Consider the following 21,949-nt stretch of genomic DNA (forward strand, 5'->3'; position numbering starts at 1 on the left):
ATTGAACGCGGTGAGGACGGTGGCAGCTCGGCGTCCGTAGCGGGGACGGAATAATCCTGGCTCAGGGCTTGGGATCGGCCTTCAGATAAGCGATGACATTAGCGATGTCGTCGTCGCTGCTTAGGCCGGCGAAGGCCATCTTGTTACCGGGCACTTTTTGCCGCGGCGCCTTCAGATACTCGGCGAGGTTGGCCTCGTCCCAGACGAGACCAGCGGCGCCTGCACTCTTCATCGCTTCGGAGTAATGGCCGAGGAAGCTCTCGGCACTGCCGGCGGCGCGGCCGACGACACCCATCAGATGCGGGCCGACCTTGTCGCGGTCGCTCGCTGCTTCATGGCAGGCCATGCATCGGTTGAAGACCCTCTTGCCCAGTACCGGATCGCCGCCGGCATGGGCGGCAAGGACGCCGGCAAGCAGAAAGGCTGCGGCAGACGAAGCGGCTCGAAACATGGCTATCCCCGACGAGTTCCTGGCTGGACCGAGAGGACGCAAAATAGGGCCGAGGCCTTAACAAACGCTGCATCGTGGCGGATCGCTGAGGACTGCACCATGGCGGCAAGAACGGCGGCCGTGATGCCACAGCCCGGTCAAGGCGCGACAAAGCCGATGAAATCGTCGGGGGCGGCGCGGCCCATTTCTTCTTCCCAGTGGCGGCGGCAGAGCGAGACATAGACGTCCTTGCCGATCGCCACCTGCTCGCCTTGCCTTGCGACCTTGCCGTCAGGGCCGAGGCGCACCACCATCGTCGCCTTACGACCGCAGCGGCAGATGGTGCGCACTTCGCGCAGCTCATCGGCTATGGCCAGCAACGCGCGCGAGCCGGAAAACAGCTTGCCCTGGAAATCCGTGCGCAGGCCATAGCACATGACCGGAATGTCGAGCCGGTCGGCGATCCGGGCGAGCTGCCAGACCTGCTCCTCCTCGAGGAACTGCGCCTCGTCGACGAAGACGCAATGCACGGCACCGTGCTGATGATGTTCGGCGACGCGGGCGAACAGGTCGTCGCCGTCACGAAACATCTCGGCTTCCGTTTCCAGTCCGATGCGTGACGAAATCAAGCCGGTGTCGCCCTTGCGGTAGTGGCCGGCGACGAACAGCATCGTCGTCATGCCGCGCTCTTGGTAATTGTACGAAGCCTGCAAGAGCATCGTCGTCTTGCCCGCATTCATCGTCGCATAGTGGAAATACAGTTTGGCCATGGCGCCCTTTTTAAGCCCACTTGTCCCGGCGCGGGGAGGGGCCATGGAAGGCCTTCCACCAAAAAAGCCGGCTTGCATGGAAAAAAAAGCGGCAGACGTGTCGCTGATCGGCCAGCCCGCGCCGTTGATCGTGATTGCCTTAATGCTTGAAACCGCACGAGAATGGTGTTTGGCTGACGAACAAGGCGGGCGTAAAAACCGTGACTTCGCTTCGCCAAAGAATCGAAATGGGAGAATACAGATGTCGCGTATGAATTCCTTCGTCGCAGGCCTCGGCCTTGCGGCTTTCTTGTCGACGAGCGCCGCCTTCGCCGGGGATCCGGCAAGCTGCAAGACGGTGCGCCTTTCCGATGTCGGCTGGACCGATATCCAGGCGACGACCGGCATAGCCTCGGTGCTGCTCACGGCGCTCGGCTACGAGCCACAGGTGATCCAGCTGTCGGTGCCGGTGACGATGGCGTCGTTGAAGAACAAGGACCTGGACGTCTTCCTCGGCAACTGGATGCCGTCGATGACCAACGACATCAAGGACTACACCGCCGACGGTTCGATCGAGACCATCAGCACGAACCTGACCGGTGCCGGTTACGGCATCGTCGTGCCTACCTATGTGGCGGATGCCGGCGTCAAGACATTGACCGATCTCGGCAAGTTCAAGGACAAGTTCAACGGCAAGATCTACGGCATCGAGGCCGGCAATGACGGCAATCGCATCATCCTCGACATGATCAAGAACCCTAAGGACAATCTGGAAGGCTTCGAGCTGGTCGAATCCTCGGAGGCCGGCATGCTGACGCAGGCCGAGCAGTCGATGAAGAACAATGAATGGATCGCCTTCCTCGGCTGGACGCCGCATCCGGTGATGGGGGCCATGAAGATCACCTATCTCGACGGCATGGGCGACAGCGGCTTCGGCGCCGCCACCGTCTACACCAATGTGCGCAAGGGCTATACAACCGAGTGCCCGAACGCCGGCAAGTTGATCGCCAACCTCAAGTTCAACCTGGATATGGAAGGCCAGTTGATGGACGCCATCCTCAAGGGCGGCGACGCCCAGACTGTCGCGACCGACTGGTTGAAGAAAAATCCGGACGCCGTGACGCCTTGGATCGCCGGCGTGACCACCTTCGACGGCGGCGATGCGGCGGCGGCTATCAAGACCGCGCTGGGAAGCTGAGCGCTGGGAAGCTGAGCCGACTGATTTCGGCATGAGCGGAACGAGGGCAGCCACTGGAAAAGGCTGCCCTTTTTCATATGCTGTGAGAAGATGACGTGACGACAGCGGGCGCCGCGCCAGGGGAATGCCGGTAGGAGAGGGGGCAAGATGGATCCGATTTCCAAATTCCTGGTCAGCTACAAGATTCCCATCGGGCCGTGGGGCAAGGCGTTCTTCGGATTCCTCACCGACAATTTCGACACCGTGTTCAGGGCCTTCTCCAACGGCCTGAATTTCATCCTCGACGGCCTGGTCGACCTCCTGCTGATGGTGCCGCCGGTGCTGCTGGCACTCATCATCGCCATCATCGCCTGGCTGCTGCAGCGTTCGCGCCCGCTCGCCATCGGCGTTTTCCTCGGCCTGATCTTCATCATCAACCAGAACCTGTGGAAGCAGACGGTGCAGACGCTGGTGCTGGTTGTGGCCGCCGCCGCCATGGCGATGGCCATCGGCGTGCCGCTCGGCATCTGGGCGGCGCACAAGCCGAAGGTCTATCGCTTCATGCTGCCGGTGCTCGACCTGATGCAGACGCTGCCGACGTTCGTCTATCTGATCCCGGTGCTGACGCTGTTCGGCCTCGGCAACGCGCCCGGCCTTATCGTCACCATCATCTTCGTCATCCCGACCGCGGTCCGGCTCACGCATCTCGGCGTCGTCTCGGTGCCCAAATCGATCATCGAAGCCGGCGAGGCCTTCGGCGCCACCAGGAGCCAGCTGCTGTGGAAGGTTGAACTGCCCTCGGCGCTGCCCACCATCATGGCGGGCCTGACCCAGTCGATCATGCTGTCGCTGTCAATGGTGGTGTTCGCAGCACTGATCGGCGCCGGCGGGCTCGGCACCGAGATCAACCGCGCGCTCGGTTCGCGCCGCATCGATCTCGGCCTCGAGGCCGGGCTCGCCATCGTCGTGCTCGCCATCGTGCTCGACCGCATGACCCGCATTGGCGTTGGAGGCAAGAAATGACCGTCGCCGTCGATTTCAGGAACGTCGATATCGTCTTCGGCGCCGACCAGGCGGGTTCGCTGGCGCTGATCGACAAGGGTGCGACGCGCGCCGAGATCCTCGAGCAGACCGGCAATGTGCTCGGCTGCGCCGGCGCCAGCCTCACCGTGCATGAGGGCGAGATTTCCGTCCTCATGGGTCTGTCCGGCTCGGGCAAGTCGACACTGCTGAGAGCGGTCAATCGCCTGAACGTCGTCTCGCGCGGCCAGGTTCTGGTCAAGGATGGCGACCGCACCGTCGATGTCGTCACCTGCGACGAGGCCACCTTGCGGCGCCTGCGGCAGAAGCAGGTTGCCATGGTGTTCCAGCAGTTCGGCCTGCTGCCGTGGCGGACGGTGGAAGAGAATGTCGGGCTTGGCCTCGAACTTGCCGGCGTGCCGGACGCCGAGCGCAAGGAGCGCGTGCACAGGCAGCTCAAGCTGGTCAATCTCGAGCAGTGGTCGAAGAAATACGCGCATGAGCTTTCGGGTGGCATGCAGCAGCGCGTCGGGCTGGCGCGCGCCTTCGCCACCGAGGCGCCGATCCTTTTGATGGACGAGCCGTTCTCCGCGCTCGATCCGCTGATCCGCACCAAGCTGCAAGACGAATTGCTTCAGCTGCAGGCCGAACTGAAGAAGACCATCATCTTCGTCAGCCACGACCTCGAGGAAGCGCTGAAGATCGGCAGCCACATCACAATCATGGAGGGCGGACGCATCGTGCAGACTGGTGCGGCGGAGGACATCGTGCTCAAGCCCGCCAACGATTATGTCCGCGACTTTATCGCCAATGTGAATCCGCTGTCGGTGCTCACCGCCTGGAACGTGATGCGCGACCGCCGCGACCTCGAACAAGGCAAGGACGGCTGGGTGTGGCTCGACCGGCGCAAGACGACGCGCTTCAAGATCGACGATCATGGCCTCGTGGCGGCGGCTGAACGTGACGGCAAGCCGGCGGTATGGGTGTCGTGCGCCGACGTCGAAGGCCAGTCCGAGGAAGCGGCTCAGGTGTTCTGGGCCAATCCCGGAACGTCGCTGAAGACGGTGATGCTCGCCATGCACCGGTCGCAGACCGCGCCCGTGGCGCTGTTCGATGACCAGTCGCGCTTCGTCGGCGCGATCGGCATCAGGGACGTGCTGAGCGCGGTGCTGCGGCGGTAATCCCTCAGTCGCGTCTCAAGTCGCCAGCGGCAGGCGTAGCTCCGTCAGCAGGCCGCCGTCCGGATGGTTGGACAGGCGGATCTCGCCGCCGGCGGCGCGCGCGATGTTGCGAGCGATGGTGAGGCCGAGGCCAAGGCCGCCGGTCTGGCGGTTGCGGGACTGTTCCAGGCGCACGAAAGATCCGAACACGGCGTCGATCTGGGCTTGCGGAATGCCCGGCCCCTCATCACGTATGGCCAGCGTGATCATGTCGCCCGACCGGTACAGGCCGAGATGCGCCTTCTTGCCGTAGGTGACGGCATTTTGCACAAGATTGGTGACGCAGCGCTTGAGCGCGACCGGCCGCGCCATGCAGATCAGGCCGCGCGAGCGCGTATCATCATTGTCGAAGGAGACCTCGGCGTAGCCGTCGGCGATCGATTCCACCAGCGACCAGAAGTCGATGCGCTCGCTCTTTTCTTCGTTCACCTCGAAAGTGGCGAAGTCGATAACCGAGCTGGCGATGCTCTCGACATCGGCGAGATCGTGCGCCAATGCCTCGCGAACCGCGGATTTGCGCAACAGCTCCAGGCGCAGCCGCATTCTGGTCATCGGCGTGCGCAGGTCGTGCGCCAGCGCTGCGGCCAGGTGCTCACGGTCCTCGACATATTCACGCAGTCTCGCCTGCATGGCGTTGATCGCCTTGGCGGCAGCGCGCACCTCGCGGCTGCCGCTTTCGGCGATCGGCGGGCTCTTGAGGTCATTGCCGATCCGGTTCACGGCGGTTTCCATCATCCGGTAGGGCGCGGTCAGCCGGCGCAGCGACCAGATCGACATGATCACCACCAGCCCCGCTATCAGCGAATAGAGCGGCAGGCTGTCGAAGCTCAGGATCGGGCCGACCGGCGTGATCGGCTCGGTGAAGTTCAGCCATTGGCCGTCGGCGAAGCGCAGCGAGGCGGTCAGCTTGTCGCTCTGGGCGAAGTTCGCCGCCAGCACCAGGAGGTCGCGTTCCACCTGGCCGACGTCCCTGTTCATGACCTCGCCGCCGGGGCTGTCGGATTCCTGCGTCGCCGGATCGCGCCGGACGCGCGCGTCGGTGACGCCGAACTTCGACAGCCGTCCAACGAGAATGTCTTCCAGCTCGGCGAGTTCATCGTCGCCGGCGATCGACGAGGTGACCGCGGGGGTGTCTGAAACCGTGAGAGCATAGGTAGCGTTGAACAGGCCGGATGCGGTCGCCTTGCGTTCCTCGGGCGTGGCGGCATGCATCAGCTGCACCAGCGAATAGGCGCGGTCGTTGAGGCGGTAGAGATCGACCACGTCATTGGCGGCCGCGCGGTCGCGCGACACGATGTAGAGCGTCGCGACCTGACTGATCAACAGGCCGGCAATGACGATCAGCAGCACCCACACAGGCAGGGTCTGCGGCAGGAAACGTCTCATTCGGAAGTCGTTTCGGGGAGGAACTGATAGCCGCCGCTGCGCACCGTCAGGATCAGCTTGGGCGTCTTGGGGTCATCTTCCATCTTGCGCCGCAGCCGGCTGACCAGGATGTCGATGCTGCGGTCGAAGGAATAATCGCTATCACCGCCGGAGAGTTCGATGAGTTGGTCGCGGGTCAGCACGCGCTGTGCGCTCTTGACGAAGGTCTGCAACAGGTTGAACTCCGCCATGGTCAGTTCGACCCTGACGTCGTCGGGCGCGGTCAGCCGGCGCCGCGAACAATCCATCGTCCAGCCGGCGAAGCGATAGATCTGCTTCGATGTGGCGCGCTTGGGCTCGGAGGCGCCGTTGCGCCGCAGCACGGCGCGTATGCGGGCCAGCAATTCGCGGGGGTCGAAAGGTTTGGGCACATAGTCGTCGGCGCCCATCTCGAGGCCAACCACGCGGTCTGTCGTCTCGGTCACGGCGGTCAACATGATGATCGGCGTCGAATACTGGGCCCGGATGTCACGGCACAGTTCCAGCCCGCTCCTGCCGGGCAGCATGACGTCGAGCACGATGAGATCGACCTGTGCACGGCGCAGGATCGTTTCCATCTCGGTGCCGTCGGCGGCAACCGATGTGTGCAGGCCGCGCTTCTGGAAGAACTCCTGCAGCAGGTCGCGAATGCCCTTGTCGTCGTCGACGATCAGTATGTGTGCGTCGGATTTCACGGGGATCCTGTCTTCGTTGACCTGCCAAGCCGGCAGGCGGCCACCCACACGATAGAATTCGGGCCATATGTTGGCCAGTGCCTTGGATTTCAAGGCAAGGTAAATCTGGCAATCTCCACACCGAATGCCCTGGAGGCCTTCCCGCCCGGGGCGCACAGACACAATCCAGAAACAAAATTCTATAATCGGGAAAAACTCCTGAAAAACTAGGCCGGCATAACGGTGCCGTGGCGGTCATGTCATTTGGCCGCGACGCAAGTCTCCGGGTTCACGGATTAACCGATGCCAAGGTTGTCGATCAGTTTGCTGGGTGCGTTGATGGGCATTTCGCTCGTCACAGCCGCTGCTGGACAATCGGATGCAAAAGTGACGCTCACCACCCGGACCGAGCGGTGTGCCAATCTCAGCCACCAATTCGACGAAGCCCTCGAAACCCATGCCACGGCAACGCAGGTCACCGCGGCAAAGGCACTTCAGAGAAAGGGCAACCGGTACTGCGCCGCCAAGAAACAGGCACAGGGCATCCGGATGCTCGCCAACGCTCTGAAGCTGCTGGGGGTGACACCGAACGACCCGGTTCAGTGACACTCGAAACCCGACCCGCATGAAAAGGAAATGAAGCCATGAAAAAGTCCATCCTCTCCGCCACCGGTCTCGCCGTTGCTCTCGCCTTCGCCATGCCGGCTCTCGGCAACGCCGCTGCCACCACGACCGCCGCTCCGGCTGCTTCCTCGACGACCACCGCTCCGGCGACCACGACCGCCAAGCCTCCGGTGAAGAAGGTCGCTGCCAAGAAGCACAAGAAGGCCGCCAAGAAGACTGTCAAGAAGACCGACAAGAAGGTCGCTCCGAAGGCTTAATCCAGGTCGGGCACCACTGCCTGCCTTGTGACAAGGCCGCTCCAGTTGCGTTTTGGCTGGAGCGGCCTTCTTCCTGTCCGACAAAGCGGAAGGCCGCGTATCGGCGTGAAGCGGACGGACAGACCCCAACGATGTACCCGAAGCCGGTGCCGGCGGCTTTCGCCTCGACCGACCCTTAACCCGATTGCAAGGCCGGCCCTGTAGGAAATCCGCATGAAGCGGCTTTCGTCCATTCTGCGCTCGATCGTGCTTGGTGGCCTGGTTGCCACCGGCGCCGCCCGGCTGCTGATCCTGTTCACCGCCAGCCCCGTGCCGGATCCTGCCAGCGGCCGTACCGAGCCGTCGCTGTTCGCGCCCGTCATTTCCACCGACTGGGATTACATCACGCCCGCGCAGACCTGGCTGCTCATTGCCCTTGCCAGCGTGACGCTGATCTGCGTCGTTGCCTGGCCGGTCGCGTCCTGGATGGAACGCCGGTCGGATGCGGCCGGGAACCTGCCGCCTTCCCGGCGCGGCCTCGGCCGCCAGGGCCGTTGAACTGCGGCCGACACTTCCCACATAGCTCTGTGATTGGACGCTCGCTTTCGCCCGTGCGAAATAAGGGCGAAACCGAGGCTCGCGCAATTGTCGGCTCCCATGCCTGAAATCACGACAAAACCCCGTACGCAGACCCTGCCCAAGACAGAGCGGCCGAAGCTTTACAAGGTCATCCTGCTCAACGACGATTTCACGCCGCGTGAATTCGTGGTGACGGTGCTGAAGGGCGAGTTCAAGCTCAGCGAAGACCAGGCGCATCGGGTGATGATCACGGCGCATCGGCGCGGCGTCTGCGTCGTCGCCGTCTTCACCAAGGACGTCGCGGAGACCAAGGCGACACGGGCCACCGACGCCGGCAAGGCCAAGGGCTATCCGCTGATGTTCACAACGGAGCCTGAGGAGTAGAGCAGGGCTCCTTCATAGCCTTGGCTCCCTTCGCAACGCCGATAATTGGCGAAACCATCCGCGACAGCGTCTTTTCCCCGTCACTATACGGGGAGAAGGAAGCTACCGCCCTTCGCGGTACCACATCGAACCCATCGCCAGCAGCAGCAGGCCGAGACCGAGGAAGCCGCCGAACAGCGGCACGCGCGAGACCGCCTTGAGCACGCTGTCGTCGGTGGTGCGCAGGCCGATCCAGTCGGCGCCGGACGCTTCTCCCGAGGACCGTACGGGGACGATCGAGGGCAAGGTCACGTCGCCGCCTCCAAGGGGCGATCCCGCAAGCCTGCGAACGCTGCCGCCGGTGGCTTCGGCGGGAGCCTTCAGCCGGTCCTGCGTGGAAACGACGTCGGCGAATTCGGGTGCGTTAACCGGCCCGACATGGGCGAGCGCGGTAAGGTCGCCATTGCCGACCTGGTAAAGGCCGATCTCGGAAGTCTGGGCGCTACCCAGGAAGACACCGGGTTCGGATTTTTCGAGCTTGACGGTGATGGTCTTGCCGGAGGGCGTGATGATCTGGGCCGGGCCGGGGTCGTCGGCCATGGTCTGGCGACGGATCTCCAGCACCATGCCGCGCCCGTCGGCGGTCAGCCGTTCCTCCTCGAGCTCTGGCTCCTTCATCAGCCAGTGGGCGATACGGCGGTAGAGCTGGACATGCGGGCCGCCGCCTTCGAAGCCGCGCGCCCACAGCCAGCCCTGGTCGGACAGAAGCATGCCGACGCGGCCTTCTCCCTTGCGGTCGAGCAGGAGCAGCGGCCGGTTGTCGGCTCCCTTCATCACCACCTCGCCTTCGGGATTCTGCACGCCGATGGTGCGGAACCAGCGGCTCCAGTGCGGCGGCTCGCTGGCAGAACCGTCGAGACCGCGCGTCACCGGATGGCGCTGGCCGATGTCGGTGAGGCGTGGATAGAACGCCTTGTCGACGACCTCGCCGGTCGGCATCGCCGGCAGCGCCGACATCAGCGGCGTGCGCGCGATCGAGCTTTCACCGGCATATTCGGGTCCGGCCGCAATCAGCAGCGCGCCGCCCTTTTCGACATATTCGGAGATGTAGTCGTAGTAGAGGATCGGCAGCACGTCGCGGTGCTGGTAGCGGTCGAAGATGATCAGGTCGAAATCCTTGATCTTCTCGACGAACAGTTCCCGCGTCGGGAAGGCGATCAGCGACAATTCGTTGATCGGCGTGCCGTCCTGCTTTTCCGGCGGCCGCAGGATGGTGAAATGGACGAGATCGACCGAGGCGTCGGATTTCAACAGATTGCGCCAGGTGCGCTCGCCCGCATGCGGTTCGCCGGAGACGAGCAGCACGCGCAGGTTCTCGCGAATGCCGTCTACCAGCGCGATGGCGCGGTTGTTGGTGTCGGTGAGCTCGCCGGGCTCGCGATCGATGGCGAGTTCGATGATGTTGCGCCCGGCGCTGGGAATGGTCACCTGCAGCGGCATGGCCTGGCCGACGGTGGCATGCTCGACCGCGATCTGCTCGCCATTGACCGAAACGCGCACATCGACCGGCCCGGTCTCGTTGCTGGTTGAAATGACGCGATAGGTCATATCGAGCGGCTTGCCGACGAGGGCGAAGCGCGGCGCGTTCTCGAAACGTATGCGGCGATCCTTCTCGTGGTCGTTGCCGGTGATCAAGGCGTGCAGCGGGGCATTGAAATCAGGCGCGCCGGCGGGTGCGTCATGCACTTCGCCATCGGTGATCATGACGGCGCCGCCGATGCGCGAGGGCGGCACATCGCGGAAGGCGTTTTCGAGCGCGCCGAACAGCCGCGTTTCCGTGCGTTCCTCGGCGGCTTCCGACTTGCCGGCCTCGACGACACGGACGTCAAACTGCTTGAAGCGGCCGAGGCGCTGCTCAAGCCCGGCCAGCGCCTCGTCGGTCTGTTTGGTCCGTTCACCGATGTCCTGGCTCTGGCTGCGGTCGACGATCAGGGCGACCACGCTTTGCTGCGGCTCGCGCTCCTCGTTGAGGAACACCGGATTGAAGAGAGCGGCGGCGAGCGCCAGCAAGGCGACGAGGCGCAGAACCGCGCCGCGCTGGCGAAACCACAGGCCGACGGCCGCGAGCAGGGCCAGCGGCACCAGCACCAGGGCCAAAAGCGGCCAGGAGATCAGCGGTTCGAAGGAGATAGACCAGTTCACGTCTTACCCTCCGCTTTGCAGGGGAGGGCAGATCCGCGGGGCGGGCACAAGAAAGAGCTTCATCTTACTGCCCCAACCGTTCAAGCAATATGGGCACGTGCACCTGGTCGGATTTGTAGTTGCCGGTCAGCATGTACATCATAATGTTGACCCCGGCGCGCAGCGCATAGATGCGCTGCATCGGATCGTTGGGCACGGTAGGCAGCAGCGGGTCGCCATTCTCGTCGACGGCCCAGGCGCCGGCGAAATCATTGGCGGTGATCATGATCGGCGAGACGCCGTCACCGGTACGCACCGGCCGGTTTTCGGCATTGCTGGCGTCGAGCGATGCCTCGACCCAGAGCGGGCTGCCGCCGAAGCGGCCAGGGAATTCGGGCAGGATAAAGAAGGATTTGGTCAGAACATGATCCGACGGCACCGGCTCCAGCGGCGGCACGTTGAGGTTGCCGAGGATGTCGCGCAGCCGCTCGGTGGCGGGGCTGGTCGAGTCGGCGCCGATGCCGTTGGCGAACTGGTCGCGCGTGTCGAACAGCACGGTGCCGCCCTGCTGCATATAGGCATCGATACGGGCAATCGCGGCCTGGCTGGGCATGGCTGCGGCCGGATCGATCGGCCAATATATGAGGGGAAAGAACGACAGCTCGTCCTTGGAGATGTCGACGCCGGCCGGCGCGCCCGGCTCGAGCGCGGTCTTCTCGATGAGGAAGCGGGTCAGGCCCTCGAGCCCGGCGCGGCTGATCGAATCGTCGCCGGGCACGCCGGTCAGCACATAGGCGATGCGGGTCTTGGAGATGTCCTCTATGGCGGCGGTGTCGCCAGGCTTGGCATCGTCGGCGCGCGCGGCGCCGACCTGGCCGAACAGCGCGCCGAGCCCGATCAGAATGGCCGCCGTGGTGGCCACGGCGCCGGCGCGGCGCGGCTTTCGTGAGAACAGGCCACCCATCCAGAACACCGCCAGCGTATCGAGCACCATCAGCGCCAGCGCGGCGGCCACCAGCGCGCCTTTCAAATTGCGCGATTCGTCAAAGGCGTACTGGATCGTGGTAACCGGGACGGTGATTTGCGGGCGCGCCAGCGGCGCGAGCGTACTTGTCGCATCGAGCAGATTGTGGGCGAAGACGCCGGCCTCCGAGCCATAGAGGCCGGGCGGGTTCTCGAACGTCACCGGCAGAGCGCCGGCGCCCGGCACCAGCGGGCGCGCATCCGGCGTCGGCGGCACCAGCATTCCGTCGGCCGCTATCATGCGGTAGGGCGCCAGCGAGGTGGCGGCGGCTTCGGCATTGGCGATGGCGGCGCCCTGGTTGCGCGACAACTGCACGATGCGGCGCAGCATCTCGACGAAGCTGCCGGAGATCGGCAGGTTCGACCAGGTCGCTTCGGGCGTGACGTGGAACAGCACCAGCGTGCCCTTGCCCTTCTTCAGCCCGGTGACCAGCGGCGTACCGTCGGCAAGCGCTGCCCAGGTGCGCTCGACGATATCGGGCGTCGGTTCTGCCAGCACCTGCCTGGAAACGGTCACCTCGGTCGGCGGCGCCAGATCGGCGAAGGGGCCAGCCTTGGGGAATTCGGTGACCGGTTGCGGCGTGGTCCATGACAGTGCGCCGCCGAGCGAGCGTTCGCCGGTGCGCAGACGCACCGGCAGAAGGTCGTCGTCATTGCCGGCGGCGGCCAGTCGCGACCCGGCGAAACGCACCAGGGTGCCGCCCTTTTCAACCCAGTCGACGAGCCTTGGCCTGATCTGTGCGGGAATGGTGCCGATATCGGCCATGACGATCATCGCGGGCTTCTGGTCGAGGATCTGCGGAATGGCGTCGGCCAGGTCGGCGCTGGAGGGTTCGACCAGGTCGGCGAAGGGCTGCAGCGCGCGCCTGATATAGTAGAGCGGCGACAGCAGCGGCTGCGCCTGGTCGGCCTCGGCCTGCGACAGGAGTCCGACGCGGCGGCGCTTGGAGCTTTCGTCCAGCACGCGCACCGCGCCCGCCTGACGCTCGCCATCGAGCGCGATCGAGGCGAAATCGTTGCGCAGCTCGAACGGCACCGCCATGGTGCCGGTGGCGGTGGATTGGCCGGGTGCGAAAGTCAGCGTCGCATCGGCGATGCGGCGGCCCTTGTCGTCGAATGCGCCGGCGGTGACTTGCGCCGGGGCCGCATCGCCGGGCGGCCGGATGGCGGTGAGGGCAAAACCGTCGACCTCGTTCTCGGCGCCCGTCAGGCCGGTCAGCGACATCCGGTCGGCAACGGCCCACACGACCCGGGCGGCGTTTTTGGACAGGAGCGTGTTGAAGGCGGCGTCATCGCCCTTCGCCGCCAGGCCGTCGGCCAGCACGGCGACGCTGGCGCCCGGCAGGCGCTCCAGCGCGGCGGCGACGCGGGCGTAGACCGCCGGCCGGTCGGTCGGGATCGGCCGCGGCTTTGCCGCGCGCAGCCGGTCGAGCGCTGCGGCAGCATCGAACGGGCCGATCTCGGCATTGGGTTTTTCGGCGGTGAAGGCGATGATGATCGGCACGCCGTTCGAACCGGCGTCGGCGATCAGCCGCTCGGCGGTTGCGATGCGCTTGTTCCAGTCGGCGGCGCTTGCCCAGCCATTGTCGACGACCAGCGCCAAGGCCGCGCCCTCGGCCGGCAATTTCTCGCGCGGATTGAAGACCGGTTCGGCAAGGGCGGCGACGATGAGCGCCGCCATCAGCAGCCTGAGCAGTGTCAGCCACCAGGGGCTCTGCTGCGGGGTTTCCTCGCGCTTCAGCACGCGCGCCAGGATCTTCAACGGCGGAAACACCTCGGTCTGCGGCCTGGGCGGAGTCAGCCTGAGCAGCCACCAGATCACCGGCAGTGCCAAAAGACCCCACAACAGCATGGGCGCGCCAAAGGAGAGCGGCAGCCAGCTCATGCGACGGCCTTTCCAAGCTGATCGCCACCGGCGATCATGCCGGCGTGGCCAACAGCGGTCAGCCTGGACTGACCGCCATCGGTCATCGCCATGTGCAGGCGTACCAGGGCGTCGGAAGCCAGTCGATCGGTGTGGTTGACGGTGAAGCTCCAGCCGAGCCGCTTGCACCAGCTGGCCAGTTCCTGGCGTCGGGCGCCATAGAGCAGGCGATATTCATCGGCCAGCATCTCGGCGCGTCCGGCGGTCAGCTTGTCGCCACTCTCCGGGTCGGTGAATTCGGTGCGGCCGGCATAGGGGAATGTCTCCTCGGCCGGATCGGCGACCTCGATCAGATGTGCGCGCACGCCGTGGCGGGCGAGCACGTCGAGCCAGGCCATGGTCTCCTCCACCGGGTCGAGGAAATCACTGGCGATGACGATGTCGCAGAAGCGGCGGATGCCGGAGAGATCGGGTTTGGCCGGCAACTCGCCGGCATGCATGAGCTGGGCGGCGATGCGCTCCGCGCCATTGCGGGCGGTGAACGGATCGGTAAGGCCGGGCCAGGCGATGCGCTCGCCGCTGCGCGACAACAGCTCGGCCATGGCCAGCGCCAGCACCAGGCCGCGCGATTGCTTGGAAACGGCGGCACCGGACGACTTGTAGAGCATGGACGGCGAGGGGTCGGCCCACAGCCACACCGTATGGGCCGCTTCCCATTCGCGGTCGCGCACATAGGTGTGGTCGTCGCGGGCCGAGCGGCGCCAGTCGATGCGCGAGGAATCGCCTTCGACATAGGGCCGGAACTGCCAGAAATTCTCACCGATGCCGCGCTTGCGGCGGCCATGCCAGCCCGCGATCACGGTGTTGACGATGCGGCGCGCCTCGACCAGCAGGTCGGGCACGAGCGAAGCCCGCAACCGGCCGCGGGCGAGCGCGTCGCGCGTCGCTGCCGGAGCCTGGAGCTCGCCGATGCGCGCCATCAAATACCTTTCACGAGCTTGGCCACCACGTCGCGCACGCTGGTGCCTTCGGCGCGGGCGGCGAAGGTCAGCGCCATGCGGTGCTGGAGCACCGGCTCGGCCAGAGCACGCACATCGTCGATTGACGGCGCCAGCCGCCCATCATAGAGCGCGCGCGCCCTCGTGCACAGCATCAGTGCCTGACTGGCCCGGGGACCCGGGCCCCAGGCGACATGCCTGTCGGTCTCGGCATTGCCCTGGCCGGGGCGCGCCGAACGCACCAGGGCCAGGATCGCCTCGACCACGCTTTCAGGCACCGGCATGCGGCGGATCAGCGTCTGGATATCCCTCAGCCGTGCCGGCTGCAGCACATTCTGCGCCCTCGCGTCCTCGACGCCGGTGGTTTCCAAAAGGATGCGGCGCTCGGCCTCGAGTTCGGGATAGAGGATGTCGACCTGCATCAGGAAACGGTCGAGCTGTGCCTCGGGCAGCGGATAAGTGCCTTCCTGCTCCAGCGGGTTCTGCGTCGCGAGCACATGGAAAGGCGAGGGCAGGTCGTGGCGGGCACCGGCGATGGTGACGTGATACTCCTGCATGGCCTGCAGCAGCGCCGACTGGGTGCGCGGCGAGGCGCGGTTGATCTCGTCGGCCATCAGCAACTGCGCGAAGATCGGCCCCGAAATGAAGCGGAAGGAGCGCTTGCCGAATTCGTCCTGCTCCATCACCTCGGAGCCGAGAATGTCCGAGGGCATCAGGTCGGGGGTGAACTGGATGCGACGCGAATCGAGGCCGAGCACGATGCCCAGCGTCTCGACCAGCTTGGTCTTGGCGAGGCCGGGCACGCCGACCAGCAGCGCGTGGCCGCCGGCCAGAAGCGCCACCAAAGCGCGTTCGACGACACTTTCCTGGCCGAAGATGATGCGACCGACCCCGTCGCGGACCCTGGAAATGTCGGCCAGCGCCTTCTCGACCTCGGCGATCATGTCTTTTTCGCTGATCGGGCTTTCCTTGACCATCACGCTCATGCAGCATCGATCCTTGTGGTTGGAAATACCAGCTTGACGCAGAATGCCGCGATTCGGCTCCGTCTGGCGCCTGCCGTCAAATTTAAATCACAGAGTTAGGCTGACAAGCGCAACAACAGTGACTATTTCGTGACGATGGCAGAGGGCTCCGAACAAAGACAGCAAAGCCTGGCGGCCGCGACCGAGGCGCGCGGCCTTGAGGCGCTGATCTCGCGCGCGGCCCGCGCCGGCAAGGGGCCGGCCCCGGTGGAGCGCTGGAATCCCGACTTCTGCGGCGATTTGGATATGGAAATTAAGGCTGACGGCACGTGGTTCTATCTCGGCACTCCGATCGGCCGCATGCCGCTGGTGCAGCTTTTTTCCTCGGTGCTGCGCAAGGACGCGGACGGCAGGACCTATCTGGTGACGCCGGTGGAAAAGGTCGGCATCCGCGTCGCCGACGCACCCTTCATCGCCGTCGAGTTGGATGTCTCGGGCAGTGGCGAGAGCCAGATCATCACGTTTCGCACCAATGTCGGCGACGTCGTCGAGGCCGGGCCGGAGCGGCCGCTGCGCTTCGTCGACGAACACGAGACCGGCGGGCTGAAGCCTTATGTGCTGGTGCGCGGGCGGCTGGAGGCGCTGGTGGCGCGGCCGGTGATGTACGAACTGGTCGAGCATGGCGAGGAAATCGAGATCGACGGCAGGTTGATGTTTGCCGTTCGCTCGAAAGGCCAGGCCTATCCGATCATGCCGGCCGACAGGCTGAGGCAGCTGAGCGCGTGACGGACAGTTCATGATGGACCAGGTGACGCCGACGCCCTTTTCCATTGCCGATCTGCGCGCGCGCTTTGCCGCGCAGCCGCAGGCGCATGCCGGCGACGACTATGGCGATCATCGCTTCAATCCAGGCCATCCGCGCCTCCACCGGGCGAAACCGCTGCGCGATGCGGCGGTGCTGATCCCGATCGTCGATCACCAGGGCGATGCCACGGTTCTTTTGACCAAGCGGGCCGAGACGCTGCGCAACCATTCGGGGCAGGTGGCCTTTCCCGGCGGAACGATCGATGCGACCGACGCCAGTCCGGAAGCGGCGGCGCTGCGCGAGACCTTCGAGGAGATCGGCCTTCGCCGGGATCATATCGAGGTCATCGGCCGCATGCCCGATTACGTCGCGGGCAGCGGTTACAGGATCGCGCCGGTGCTGGGCATCGTGCGGCCGCCTTTCCAGCTGGCGCTCAATGCCGAGGAAGTCGACCTGGCCTTCGAAGTGCCGCTGCGCTTCCTCATGGATCCGGCCAACCACATCAGGGACAGCCGCATTTGGAACGATCTCGAATGGTTCTTCTACGACATGCCCTATGGCGACCGGCGCATCTGGGGCGTCACCGCCGGCATCATCCGCACGCTTTATGAAAGGCTCTATGCGTGAAGGTCTCGATCGCTGACAGGGCCGACTGGCTCGGCGACAAGCATCTGCAGCGCCTGCTTGCCATTCTGGCGAGCGGCGGCGAGGCAGCGCGGGTCGCCGGCGGCGCGGTGCGCAACACGCTGATCGGCCAGCCCGTCGCCGATATCGACATCGCCACCACCTGCCTGCCGCAGGAGACAATCCGCCGCGCCGAGGCGGCGAGGTTCAAGACCGTTCCCACCGGCATCGAGCACGGCACGATCACCGTGATTGCCGGCGGGAAGTCTTATGAAATTACCACGCTGCGCGCGGATATCGAGACCGACGGCCGCCGCGCCAAAGTGTCGTTCGGGCGAGACTGGAAGCTTGATGCCGAGCGGCGCGACTTCACCATCAACGCGCTCTACGCGGAAGCCGACGGCACGGTCGTCGATCTGGTCGGCGGCGTCGCCGACATAGAGGGGCGCCGGCTGCGCTTCATCGGCGATCCGGAAGCGCGTATCCGCGAGGACTATCTGCGTATCCTGCGCTTTTTCCGCTTCTTCGCCTGGTATGGCGAAGGCCGGCCGGACGCCGAGGGGCTGAAGGCTTGCGCCCGGCTGAAGGGAGGGCTCGTGCAGCTCTCGGCCGAGCGCGTCTGGTCCGAACTCAAGAAGCTGTTGTCGGCGGCCGATCCGTCCCGCGCGCTGTTGTGGATGCGGCAGGCGAGCGTTTTGACCAGCGTGCTGCCGGAAAGCGAGAAATGGGGCATCGATGCGATCCACGGCCTGGCCAGAGCCGAGAAGGATCTGGGCTGGACGGCGGAGCCGATGCTCAGGCTGGAGGCGATCGTGCCGCCGGATGCGGCGCGCATGAAGACGCTGGCCGAGCGGCTGAGACTGTCGACTGCGGAAGCAAACCGTTTGCGCCACTGGGCGCTTACGCCGGGAATCGAGCCGAAAACCACCGAAGGTGAACTGGCCAAGACGCTCTACCGCGGCGACCGGCAGGGGGTCGTCGACCGGCTTCGCCTGTCACTCGCAGCGGCACGGGTGCGCGCGGTGGACCAGACCGATGCGCTCATCGAGGCCGGCGGCTTTTCCCGACTTCTCGCCTTCGCGCTGAGATGGGAAAGGCCCGTGTTTCCACTCAAGGGCGCCGATCTGACGGCGATCGGGGGGATGCCCGGGCCAAAACTCGGCGCGATCCTCAGGAATCTCGAAGTGGAATGGGTCGATGCAGGTTTCGGGCCCGATCGCGACGCGCTGCTCAAGCGCGCCGCGCAGGCCCTGAAGGCCGGATAAAGCATTCGTCAACGCAATCCGGGCGGAAATCGCTGCGATTTCCCGGAACTTGCTCCAAATCAGGCGGCGTCGCGGACCTTCTCAATGCGCGAGCGGATCGCTTCGATCATCGTTTCGCGGATGATCGTCTCGCCATGCGTCTCGCGCATATGTTCGACGGCACGGCGCATGACCTCGGCTTCCTCCTCGGCGCGCGTGTGCCATTCACAACCTGGAACGAGCGAGCCGCAGTGGAATTCCTTCATGGGATTTCTCCTTTTCCTCCATGGAGTCCGGTCGGCCGTCCTGCAAAAGGCGGCAGGGACTCCACATCTTCTTGGCGCGTTGTCCGACCTTGAGACCGGCTGGACCGCGAGCGGGTGAAACCATAACACAGATGGGGTGGCATTGATTGCCGTCAACGGCAAAAAGGCGGAGCAGCGCTGCTCCGCCCTCTTACGCCAGCCCTGTGGGCAGGTCATCACTTCATGATCTTGACTGCCTCGGCAACTTTATCCTTGCCGCTCATGTCCCATGAAACTCTGACCTTCTCGCCGACCTTCAGGCCAGGATCCTTGAAGGTCCGGGGGAGCGTAAAAGACGATCCATTGTCGAGAACCAGGCTTTTGGCCGCCGTATCAAAGGTCTTGATCGTGCCGGTGGTGTGCTTGACGGCGGCCAATGCCACCGAACCGGAAGCGAGAAGGGCAGCCGCTGCGGCCGAAACAATGATCTTGCGCATTGCGAAGTACTCCTGGAAAGCGCGGGCACCCCTTTTGGCGAAGGTGTCCCGCATCGTCCTGGGCCGTCCGGTTGCGTCGAGTCGCGATCCGCTTCGTTCTGACGCAATTCCGGACGGAGAACCGCTCTGCACTCCTGGAATTGCGCAGGCGAACCGCCGGCGTTTCCCGACCCGTCCCGACAAATAGCCCAGTCTTTTCCGAAGCCTATTAGACGAAAAAGAAACTTTGCGAGGGCTCCCGCGCCACATTCGATGCCCCTTTCGAGGCGAATGGGACATCAATGCGGCTCACGGCGCGCTCACTATCTTTTTACGGCCAGCGGGCCTCCGGCGGCAGGCTGGAGAGGATCGAGGCGACATTGCCGCCGGTTTTCAGGCCGAAAATGGTGCCGCGATCATGAAGCAGATTGAACTCGACATAACGGCCGCGGCGGATGAGCTGTTCGTCGCGGTCGCCATCGGTCCAGTTCTCGTTGAAATTGCCCCGCACGAGATGGCCATAGACGACAAGAAAAGCGCGCCCGACATCCTGGACGAAGTTGAAATCGGCATTCCAGCCGCCCTTGTCCTGCCCCGAATGCAGCCAGTCGAAAAAGATGCCGCCGGTGCCGCGCGGCTCGTTGCGATGCGGAAGGAAGAAATACTCGTCGCACCAGGCCTTGAATTTCGCATGGTCGGCGACACCGGCATTCTTCTCGCAGGCGAACTGCATGGCGCGGTGGAAGGCCATTGTGTCGGGGTCGTCCTGCGTGCGGCGCCGGTCGAGCACGGGGGTAAGGTCGGCGCCGCCGCCGAACCAATGGCGCGAGGTGACGACCATGCGCGTATTCATGTGCACGGCCGGAACGTTGGGGTTCCAGGGGTGCGCGATCAGCGAAATGCCGGATGCCCAGAAGCGCGGGTCCTCCTCGGCGCCGGGCATCTGCTTCCTGAATTCGGGCGAGAACTCGCCGTAAACGGTCGAGGTGTGGACGCCAACCTTCTCGAAGACTCGGCCGTGCATCATCGACATGGTTCCGCCACCGCCCTTGCCGGAGTCACGCTCCCACGGCGTCCTTTCGAACCGACCCGGCGACCATGAAGCGAGCGGGCCCTGGAGATCCTGCTCGATCTGCTCGAAAGCACCGCAGATGCGTTCGCGCAATGCCTCGAACCACAGGCGTGCCTTCATCTTCTTTTCTTCGATGTCGGCGGGCAGGCCAGCCGGTATTTCAGGTCGTTCCAAGTGCTGTCTCCGGTTTCGGGGCGGCCGGCCCCTACAAATGACTCGTCTTTTGCCGGCGCGATCCCTAATCTCTTAGGGGAAAGGGTCAAGTCTGATCTGATCGGAGCAAGGAGACCTTCGTGCGCACCCCGGCAAGACCGCCGTTGGATGGCCTGAAGAAAAGGCTCGATCAAAGCCGGGCTGAACGCGCGCGCATGCCGCGCGACGGATTTTTGCGCGAAACCTTCGTCCTGCCGCGTTCGGACGCTCGCCTGAAGGCAAAGGAATGGTTCGAGCGCTTCCCCAAGCAGGCTTACTGGACCGAGATCGAAAGCTGGTTCGAACGGCCGGGCGATTTGATCGAATTCACCATAAGGCGCCTGCCGGCGGCGGATTAGGATTTCCTCGCCTGTTTACGGGAACAACCCAATACAGGCACCGCCCCTTGTGTCCGCCTTCACTACGCTCAGGCACCTTCTCTCCGTGAACCGAGAGAAGGAAGAACCAGCCTTCTCGCCCCTGTTCCTTCCCTGGCCAGCCGGTCATCCTTGTTGCGGAGCGGACATTTGTCGATCGACATGCAGCCGCAGCCGATACAGTCGGTCAGCCCGTCGCGCAATTTCTTCAATTGACCGATCTTGCGGTCGAGCCCGTCGCGCCAGGCGGTCGACAGCAGGCTCCAGTCGTCGCGCGTCGGGGTGCGGCCCTCGGGCAGGGATTGAAGCGCCGTCGCTATCTCTGCCAGCGAAATGCCGACCTCCTGCGCGATCTTGATGATGGCCACGCGCCTCAGCACGTCGCGGCCGTAGCGGCGCTGGTTGCCTGACGTGCGGTGGCTGCGGATCAGGCCGCGAGCTTCGTAGAAATGCAGCGCCGACACCGCGACACCGCTGCGCGCGGCCACTTGGCCCACCGTTAATTCCGCTGCTGGCGCCATCTCGCACTTTCCGCTTGACCTCAAGTTAAGTTGAGCTTGTAGCGAAGAAGCCATCGACATGCAAACGACAGGAGATGGCGATGTGCGCTTGGGTGAGAATGACGGGCGAGGGCCGTGTCGCCGCCGCCGGCGGGACCGTGGCCGCCGCTTCAGCAGATGGCATTCTGGCCCAATTGCCGCATGGCTTCGCCGGCAACCATGGCGACGGAGAGCGCGACATTGATGCTGCGCGCGCCGGCCTGCATCGGAATCGTCAGACGCGCGTCCGCCGCCTGATGGACCGGATCCGGCACGCCTGCGGATTCGCGACCGAACAAAAGGATGTCGCCAGTGGCGAAGTTGAAGCTGGTGTATGGGGTCGCGGCTTTGGTCGACAGCAGGACCAGCCGGTGCGTGCTGGCCTTGCGCCACTCCTCGAAGGCGTGCCAGTCGACATGCCGGGTCAGGGCAGCCATTTCGAGGTAATCCATGCCGGCGCGCCTGAGCGTTTTATCGGAGAGCGGAAAACCGGCCGGTTCGATGATGTCGACGCCGATCCCGAGGCAGGCGGCGAAGCGCAGGATTGTGCCGGTGTTGCCGGCGATGTCAGGCTGGTAAAGGGCGATGCGGAGACGGTCGTTCATTTCCGCATCCTTCTATTAAGTGGCAAATCGGCCACAGCGGCTTCGCGGTTTTGGAAATTGCTGGACCTGCGGGTGGCCATTTTCTGCGAAGTCGGGTATACAGCGTACATTGTCAACCCGAACCGAAGGAGGGGTAATTCATGATGACCATGCACATCCAGCACCCTCTCCGTGGGCTTACATGCCCGCTGGCGGTTTCGGTACGACGGTTCTCCTGATCTCTTAGACGCTTCCGCACCGATTTCCGCCGAAACCATTCCCTG

24 protein-coding genes are annotated in these 21,949 nt (G+C 64.5%); 11 read left to right on the forward strand and 13 right to left on the reverse strand.

Features of this window, described 5'->3' with window-relative positions; translation table 11 throughout:
* Positions 1-61: 61 nt before the first annotated feature.
* Both LB532_RS19310 and LB532_RS19315 read right to left on the reverse strand, forming a co-directional pair.
* Entirely contained in the window at positions 62-451 is a 390-nt protein-coding gene (locus LB532_RS19310; protein ID WP_140639755.1) for a c-type cytochrome, read from the reverse strand.
* A gap of 137 nt (positions 452-588) precedes the next feature.
* Positions 589-1,200 carry a thymidine kinase gene (locus LB532_RS19315; RefSeq protein WP_140639754.1) on the reverse strand — a complete coding sequence of 204 codons (612 nt, stop codon included), beginning with the start codon at positions 1,198-1,200 and terminating at the stop codon, positions 589-591.
* 241 nt (positions 1,201-1,441) lie between these two features.
* Between LB532_RS19315 and LB532_RS19320 the strand changes: the two genes are divergently transcribed.
* From LB532_RS19320 to choV, 3 genes are all read left to right on the forward strand, one after another.
* Complete coding sequence (locus LB532_RS19320; RefSeq protein WP_140639753.1) at positions 1,442-2,377, forward strand: choline ABC transporter substrate-binding protein; 936 nt, start codon at positions 1,442-1,444, stop codon at positions 2,375-2,377.
* Between the two features lie 147 nt (positions 2,378-2,524).
* Positions 2,525-3,379, forward strand: coding sequence for a choline ABC transporter permease subunit (choW, locus tag LB532_RS19325; protein WP_140639752.1), 855 nt, complete (start codon positions 2,525-2,527; stop codon positions 3,377-3,379).
* Positions 3,376-4,557 carry a choline ABC transporter ATP-binding protein gene (gene choV, locus LB532_RS19330; protein ID WP_140516936.1) on the forward strand — a complete coding sequence of 394 codons (1,182 nt, stop codon included), beginning with the start codon at positions 3,376-3,378 and terminating at the stop codon, positions 4,555-4,557. Before choW ends, choV begins: the two co-directional genes overlap by 4 nt.
* Positions 4,558-4,572: 15 nt before the next feature.
* On the opposite strand, the gene LB532_RS19335 is transcribed toward choV, so the two are convergent.
* Together LB532_RS19335 and LB532_RS19340 are read right to left on the reverse strand one after the other, a co-directional pair.
* Complete coding sequence (locus tag LB532_RS19335; RefSeq protein ID WP_140639751.1) at positions 4,573-5,982, reverse strand: ATP-binding protein; 1,410 nt, start codon at positions 5,980-5,982, stop codon at positions 4,573-4,575.
* Positions 5,979-6,695 carry a response regulator gene (locus LB532_RS19340; protein ID WP_140639750.1) on the reverse strand — a complete coding sequence of 239 codons (717 nt, stop codon included), beginning with the start codon at positions 6,693-6,695 and terminating at the stop codon, positions 5,979-5,981. The genes LB532_RS19335 and LB532_RS19340 overlap by 4 nt, the downstream gene beginning before the upstream one ends.
* 282 nt (positions 6,696-6,977) lie before the next feature.
* Between LB532_RS19340 and LB532_RS19345 the strand changes: the two genes are divergently transcribed.
* The 4 genes from LB532_RS19345 (at position 6,978) to clpS (ending at position 8,497) form a co-directional block, all read left to right on the forward strand.
* The gene (locus tag LB532_RS19345; RefSeq protein WP_140549836.1) at positions 6,978-7,280 is read left to right on the forward strand and encodes a hypothetical protein; all 303 of its coding nucleotides are present in this window, start codon (positions 6,978-6,980) and stop codon (positions 7,278-7,280) included.
* 38 nt (positions 7,281-7,318) lie between these two features.
* Positions 7,319-7,555, forward strand: a complete 237-nt coding sequence (locus LB532_RS19350; protein WP_140639749.1) for a hypothetical protein — start codon at positions 7,319-7,321, stop codon at positions 7,553-7,555.
* A 213-nt stretch (positions 7,556-7,768) separates the two neighbouring features.
* Positions 7,769-8,092, forward strand: a complete 324-nt coding sequence (locus tag LB532_RS19355; RefSeq protein WP_140639748.1) for a hypothetical protein — start codon at positions 7,769-7,771, stop codon at positions 8,090-8,092.
* Positions 8,093-8,191: 99 nt separating this feature from the next.
* The gene (clpS, locus tag LB532_RS19360) at positions 8,192-8,497 is read left to right on the forward strand and encodes an ATP-dependent Clp protease adapter ClpS (RefSeq protein ID WP_140496053.1); all 306 of its coding nucleotides are present in this window, start codon (positions 8,192-8,194) and stop codon (positions 8,495-8,497) included.
* 102 nt (positions 8,498-8,599) lie between these two features.
* Here clpS and LB532_RS19365 read toward each other — a convergent pair whose 3' ends face one another.
* From LB532_RS19365 to LB532_RS19380, 4 genes are all read right to left on the reverse strand, one after another.
* Entirely contained in the window at positions 8,600-10,678 is a 2,079-nt protein-coding gene (locus tag LB532_RS19365; RefSeq protein WP_140639747.1) for a hypothetical protein, read from the reverse strand.
* Positions 10,679-10,742: 64 nt separating this feature from the next.
* Positions 10,743-13,565 (reverse strand): DUF4159 domain-containing protein, encoded by a 2,823-nt coding sequence (locus LB532_RS19370; RefSeq protein ID WP_140639746.1) that lies wholly within the window; start codon positions 13,563-13,565, stop codon positions 10,743-10,745.
* Complete coding sequence (locus LB532_RS19375) at positions 13,562-14,524, reverse strand: DUF58 domain-containing protein (RefSeq protein WP_140639745.1); 963 nt, start codon at positions 14,522-14,524, stop codon at positions 13,562-13,564. The genes LB532_RS19370 and LB532_RS19375 overlap by 4 nt, the downstream gene beginning before the upstream one ends.
* The gene (locus LB532_RS19380) at positions 14,524-15,528 is read right to left on the reverse strand and encodes an AAA family ATPase (protein WP_140639744.1); all 1,005 of its coding nucleotides are present in this window, start codon (positions 15,526-15,528) and stop codon (positions 14,524-14,526) included. The genes LB532_RS19375 and LB532_RS19380 overlap by 1 nt, the downstream gene beginning before the upstream one ends.
* Positions 15,529-15,663: 135 nt before the next feature.
* On the opposite strand from LB532_RS19380, the gene LB532_RS19385 reads away from it, so the two are divergent.
* Genes LB532_RS19385 through LB532_RS19395 form a run of 3 tightly spaced genes read left to right on the forward strand, consistent with a single transcriptional unit; the run spans position 15,664 to position 18,201 of the window.
* The gene (locus LB532_RS19385) at positions 15,664-16,293 is read left to right on the forward strand and encodes a DUF1285 domain-containing protein (RefSeq protein WP_140639856.1); all 630 of its coding nucleotides are present in this window, start codon (positions 15,664-15,666) and stop codon (positions 16,291-16,293) included.
* A 13-nt stretch (positions 16,294-16,306) separates the two neighbouring features.
* Entirely contained in the window at positions 16,307-16,939 is a 633-nt protein-coding gene (locus LB532_RS19390) for a CoA pyrophosphatase (protein WP_140639855.1), read from the forward strand.
* Positions 16,936-18,201, forward strand: a complete 1,266-nt coding sequence (locus LB532_RS19395; RefSeq protein ID WP_140639743.1) for a CCA tRNA nucleotidyltransferase — start codon at positions 16,936-16,938, stop codon at positions 18,199-18,201. The genes LB532_RS19390 and LB532_RS19395 overlap by 4 nt, the downstream gene beginning before the upstream one ends.
* Before the next feature lie 59 nt (positions 18,202-18,260).
* On the opposite strand, the gene LB532_RS19400 is transcribed toward LB532_RS19395, so the two are convergent.
* The 3 genes from LB532_RS19400 to hemF form a co-directional block, all read right to left on the reverse strand.
* Positions 18,261-18,446, reverse strand: a complete 186-nt coding sequence (locus LB532_RS19400) for a DUF1059 domain-containing protein (RefSeq protein ID WP_140496047.1) — start codon at positions 18,444-18,446, stop codon at positions 18,261-18,263.
* A 215-nt stretch (positions 18,447-18,661) separates the two neighbouring features.
* Positions 18,662-18,922 carry a DUF1344 domain-containing protein gene (locus LB532_RS19405; protein WP_140639742.1) on the reverse strand — a complete coding sequence of 87 codons (261 nt, stop codon included), beginning with the start codon at positions 18,920-18,922 and terminating at the stop codon, positions 18,662-18,664.
* Between the two features lie 310 nt (positions 18,923-19,232).
* The gene (hemF, locus tag LB532_RS19410) at positions 19,233-20,147 is read right to left on the reverse strand and encodes an oxygen-dependent coproporphyrinogen oxidase (protein ID WP_140639741.1); all 915 of its coding nucleotides are present in this window, start codon (positions 20,145-20,147) and stop codon (positions 19,233-19,235) included.
* Between the two features lie 119 nt (positions 20,148-20,266).
* Here hemF and LB532_RS19415 point away from each other — a divergent pair, with 119 nt between their 5' ends.
* Positions 20,267-20,524, forward strand: a complete 258-nt coding sequence (locus LB532_RS19415) for a hypothetical protein (RefSeq protein ID WP_023770299.1) — start codon at positions 20,267-20,269, stop codon at positions 20,522-20,524.
* Positions 20,525-20,592: 68 nt separating this feature from the next.
* Here the strand turns inward: LB532_RS19415 and soxR are convergent, their stop codons facing one another.
* Positions 20,593-21,063: a redox-sensitive transcriptional activator SoxR gene (gene soxR / locus LB532_RS19420; RefSeq protein WP_140496043.1), complete on the reverse strand. Its 471-nt coding sequence runs from the start codon at positions 21,061-21,063 to the stop codon at positions 20,593-20,595.
* Positions 21,064-21,212: 149 nt separating this feature from the next.
* Positions 21,213-21,686: a tRNA (cytidine(34)-2'-O)-methyltransferase gene (locus LB532_RS19425; RefSeq protein WP_140639740.1), complete on the reverse strand. Its 474-nt coding sequence runs from the start codon at positions 21,684-21,686 to the stop codon at positions 21,213-21,215.
* Positions 21,687-21,949: the final 263 nt, after the last annotated feature.

Source organism: Mesorhizobium sp. ESP-6-2 (assembly GCF_020164675.1).
Classification (GTDB): Bacteria; Pseudomonadota; Alphaproteobacteria; order Rhizobiales; family Rhizobiaceae; genus Mesorhizobium.

What these genes read in the sequence shown, in the direction of transcription:
- LB532_RS19375 (WP_140639745.1), bottom strand. Translation starts at nt 14,524, where the DNA reads ATGGCGCGCATCGGCGAGCTCCAGGCTCCGGCAGCGACGCGCGACGCG.
- LB532_RS19385 (WP_140639856.1), top strand. Translation starts at nt 15,664, where the DNA reads ATGGCAGAGGGCTCCGAACAAAGACAGCAAAGCCTGGCGGCCGCGACC.
- LB532_RS19320 (WP_140639753.1), top strand. Translation starts at nt 1,442, where the DNA reads ATGTCGCGTATGAATTCCTTCGTCGCAGGCCTCGGCCTTGCGGCTTTC.
- LB532_RS19355 (WP_140639748.1), top strand. Translation starts at nt 7,769, where the DNA reads ATGAAGCGGCTTTCGTCCATTCTGCGCTCGATCGTGCTTGGTGGCCTG.
- LB532_RS19400 (WP_140496047.1), bottom strand. Translation starts at nt 18,446, where the DNA reads ATGAAGGAATTCCACTGCGGCTCGCTCGTTCCAGGTTGTGAATGGCAC.
- LB532_RS19405 (WP_140639742.1), bottom strand. Translation starts at nt 18,922, where the DNA reads ATGCGCAAGATCATTGTTTCGGCCGCAGCGGCTGCCCTTCTCGCTTCC.
- choV (WP_140516936.1), top strand. Translation starts at nt 3,376, where the DNA reads ATGACCGTCGCCGTCGATTTCAGGAACGTCGATATCGTCTTCGGCGCC.
- choW (WP_140639752.1), top strand. Translation starts at nt 2,525, where the DNA reads ATGGATCCGATTTCCAAATTCCTGGTCAGCTACAAGATTCCCATCGGG.
- LB532_RS19315 (WP_140639754.1), bottom strand. Translation starts at nt 1,200, where the DNA reads ATGGCCAAACTGTATTTCCACTATGCGACGATGAATGCGGGCAAGACG.
- LB532_RS19345 (WP_140549836.1), top strand. Translation starts at nt 6,978, where the DNA reads ATGCCAAGGTTGTCGATCAGTTTGCTGGGTGCGTTGATGGGCATTTCG.
- LB532_RS19335 (WP_140639751.1), bottom strand. Translation starts at nt 5,982, where the DNA reads ATGAGACGTTTCCTGCCGCAGACCCTGCCTGTGTGGGTGCTGCTGATC.
- LB532_RS19370 (WP_140639746.1), bottom strand. Translation starts at nt 13,565, where the DNA reads ATGAGCTGGCTGCCGCTCTCCTTTGGCGCGCCCATGCTGTTGTGGGGT.
- LB532_RS19380 (WP_140639744.1), bottom strand. Translation starts at nt 15,528, where the DNA reads ATGAGCGTGATGGTCAAGGAAAGCCCGATCAGCGAAAAAGACATGATC.
- LB532_RS19425 (WP_140639740.1), bottom strand. Translation starts at nt 21,686, where the DNA reads ATGAACGACCGTCTCCGCATCGCCCTTTACCAGCCTGACATCGCCGGC.
- LB532_RS19390 (WP_140639855.1), top strand. Translation starts at nt 16,307, where the DNA reads ATGGACCAGGTGACGCCGACGCCCTTTTCCATTGCCGATCTGCGCGCG.
- soxR (WP_140496043.1), bottom strand. Translation starts at nt 21,063, where the DNA reads ATGGCGCCAGCAGCGGAATTAACGGTGGGCCAAGTGGCCGCGCGCAGC.
- LB532_RS19350 (WP_140639749.1), top strand. Translation starts at nt 7,319, where the DNA reads ATGAAAAAGTCCATCCTCTCCGCCACCGGTCTCGCCGTTGCTCTCGCC.
- LB532_RS19310 (WP_140639755.1), bottom strand. Translation starts at nt 451, where the DNA reads ATGTTTCGAGCCGCTTCGTCTGCCGCAGCCTTTCTGCTTGCCGGCGTC.
- clpS (WP_140496053.1), top strand. Translation starts at nt 8,192, where the DNA reads ATGCCTGAAATCACGACAAAACCCCGTACGCAGACCCTGCCCAAGACA.